Source organism: Moorena sp. SIO2C4 (assembly GCF_010672485.1).
In the GTDB taxonomy this organism is placed as follows: Bacteria; Cyanobacteriota; Cyanobacteriia; order Cyanobacteriales; family Coleofasciculaceae; genus Moorena; species Moorena producens.
Genome location: NZ_JAAHGN010001199.1, coordinates 1 through 2,126 on the forward strand (window position 1 = coordinate 1; position 2,126 = coordinate 2,126).

Genomic DNA, 2,126 nt, shown 5'->3' on the forward strand with positions numbered 1-2,126 from the left:
TCCCTACCAGTATTTGTAGTTATAGGCACCCGGAACACTCTTATGGCAAAAGTTGTTGGAATTGACTTAGGTACAACAAACTCCTGTGTAGCAGTAATGGAAGGTGGTAAACCCACGGTTATTGCTAATGCAGAAGGTTTTCGGACAACCCCTTCAGTCGTAGCTTATGCCAAAAATGGCGATCGCTTAGTCGGTCAAATTGCTAAGCGTCAGGCGGTGATGAACCCCGAAAACACTTTCTATTCAGTCAAACGCTTCATTGGACGTAGATACAGTGAAGTCACCAACGAGGCTACCGAAGTATCTTACAAAACTCTCAAGGTTGGTGATAATGTCAAGCTAGATTGCCCAGCTCAAGGAAAGCAATTTGCGCCAGAAGAGATATCAGCTCAGGTGCTGCGCAAGCTGGTTGATGATGCTAGCAAGTATCTTGGGGAAACCGTTACCCAAGCCGTAATTACTGTGCCAGCTTACTTCAATGACTCCCAGCGTCAAGCTACTAAGGCAGCGGGTAAAATTGCTGGGGTTGAAGTGCTGCGGATTATCAACGAACCCACCGCAGCCTCTCTGGCTTATGGTTTAGACAAGAAGAGCAACGAAACTATCCTAGTGTTTGACTTGGGTGGTGGTACCTTTGACGTCTCCATTCTAGAAGTAGGCGACGGGGTGTTTGAAGTGTTGGCTACCTCCGGTGACACTCACCTCGGTGGTGATGACTTTGATAAGAAAATTGTTGATCACCTAGCCAAAGAGTTCCAAAGCGCAGAAGGGATTGACCTACGTAAGGACAAGCAAGCTCTACAACGTCTGACTGAAGCCGCAGAGAAAGCCAAGATTGAGTTGTCTAGCGTTATGCAAGCTGACATTAACTTGCCTTTCATCACGGCTACCCAAGAAGGGCCTAAGCACCTGGATATGACCTTGACTAGGGGTCAGTTTGAAGATATTTGCTCTGACTTAATCGACCGTTGCCGCATTCCGGTAGAGAATGCCATCAAAGATGCCAAACTCGACAAGAGTGCCATTGATGAGGTGGTCTTGGTTGGTGGTTCCACTCGGATCCCTGCAGTGCAAGAGGTGGTCAAGAAGGTACTTGGCAAGGACCCCAACCAAACCGTTAACCCCGATGAAGTGGTAGCAGTAGGTGCTGCTATCCAAGGTGGTGTATTGGCTGGTGAAGTCAAGGATATCCTACTGTTGGATGTTACCCCCTTGTCCTTGGGTGTGGAAACTCTCGGTGGCGTGATGACGAAACTGATTCCCCGCAACACCACTATCCCCACCAAGAAGTCAGAAACCTTCTCTACTGCTGTGGATGGTCAGACCAACGTAGAAATCCATGTTCTTCAGGGTGAGCGGGAAATGTCCTCTGACAACAAGAGCTTGGGAACCTTCAGATTGGATGGTATTCCCCCTGCACCCCGTGGCGTCCCTCAGATTGAGGTAACCTTTGACATTGATGCCAACGGTATCCTGAATGTTACCGCTAAGGACAAGGGCACTGGTAAGGAACAGTCGATCAACATTACTGGTGCGTCCACCCTATCCGATCAGGAAGTAGACCGGATGGTGAAAGATGCTGAAGCTAATGCAGAGGCTGACCAAGAGCGTCGTGAGAAGATTGACCGTAAGAACCAAGCTGATTCTCTGACCTACCAGGCCGAGAAACAGATTAAAGAACTGGATGATAAATTGCCAGCTGCTGATAAGGAGAAGATCGAAGGGTTGATCAAAGACCTGCGAGAGGCAATTGGCCAAGAGGATGATGAGAAAATCAAGACTCTGACCCCTGAGTTACAACAAGCTCTCTACAGTGTTAGTGCTAACCTCTATCAACAAGCTGAGGGGGCTGCTCAGGCTACCGATGCTGACACACCAGGCCCTGATGCTGCTGCTTCTGGTAGCTCTGGTGGTGATGATGTCATTGACGCTGAGTTTTCTGAAAGCAAGTAGAGGTTTGGGTAAGCATATGCGCTACGCGCACGCTACTTGAGGTGCGGTCAGCGGTCAGCGGTCAGCGGTCAGCGGTCAGCGGTCAGCGTCCCGTAACTCAGATCAAAAAAATGGTTACCTGTTTTATTCATAAACTGATAACTGATAACTGATAGCTGATAGCTAATAGCTGA

Annotated in this window: 1 protein-coding gene; it reads left to right on the top strand. The window is 48.6% G+C overall.

What is annotated here, in order from left to right; all coding sequences use genetic code 11:
• The first annotated feature begins 42 nt into the window (after positions 1-42).
• Complete coding sequence (gene dnaK, locus F6K20_RS35535; protein WP_008186736.1) at positions 43-1,953, top strand: molecular chaperone DnaK; 1,911 nt, start codon at positions 43-45, stop codon at positions 1,951-1,953.
• The last annotated feature ends 173 nt before the right edge of the window (positions 1,954-2,126 follow it).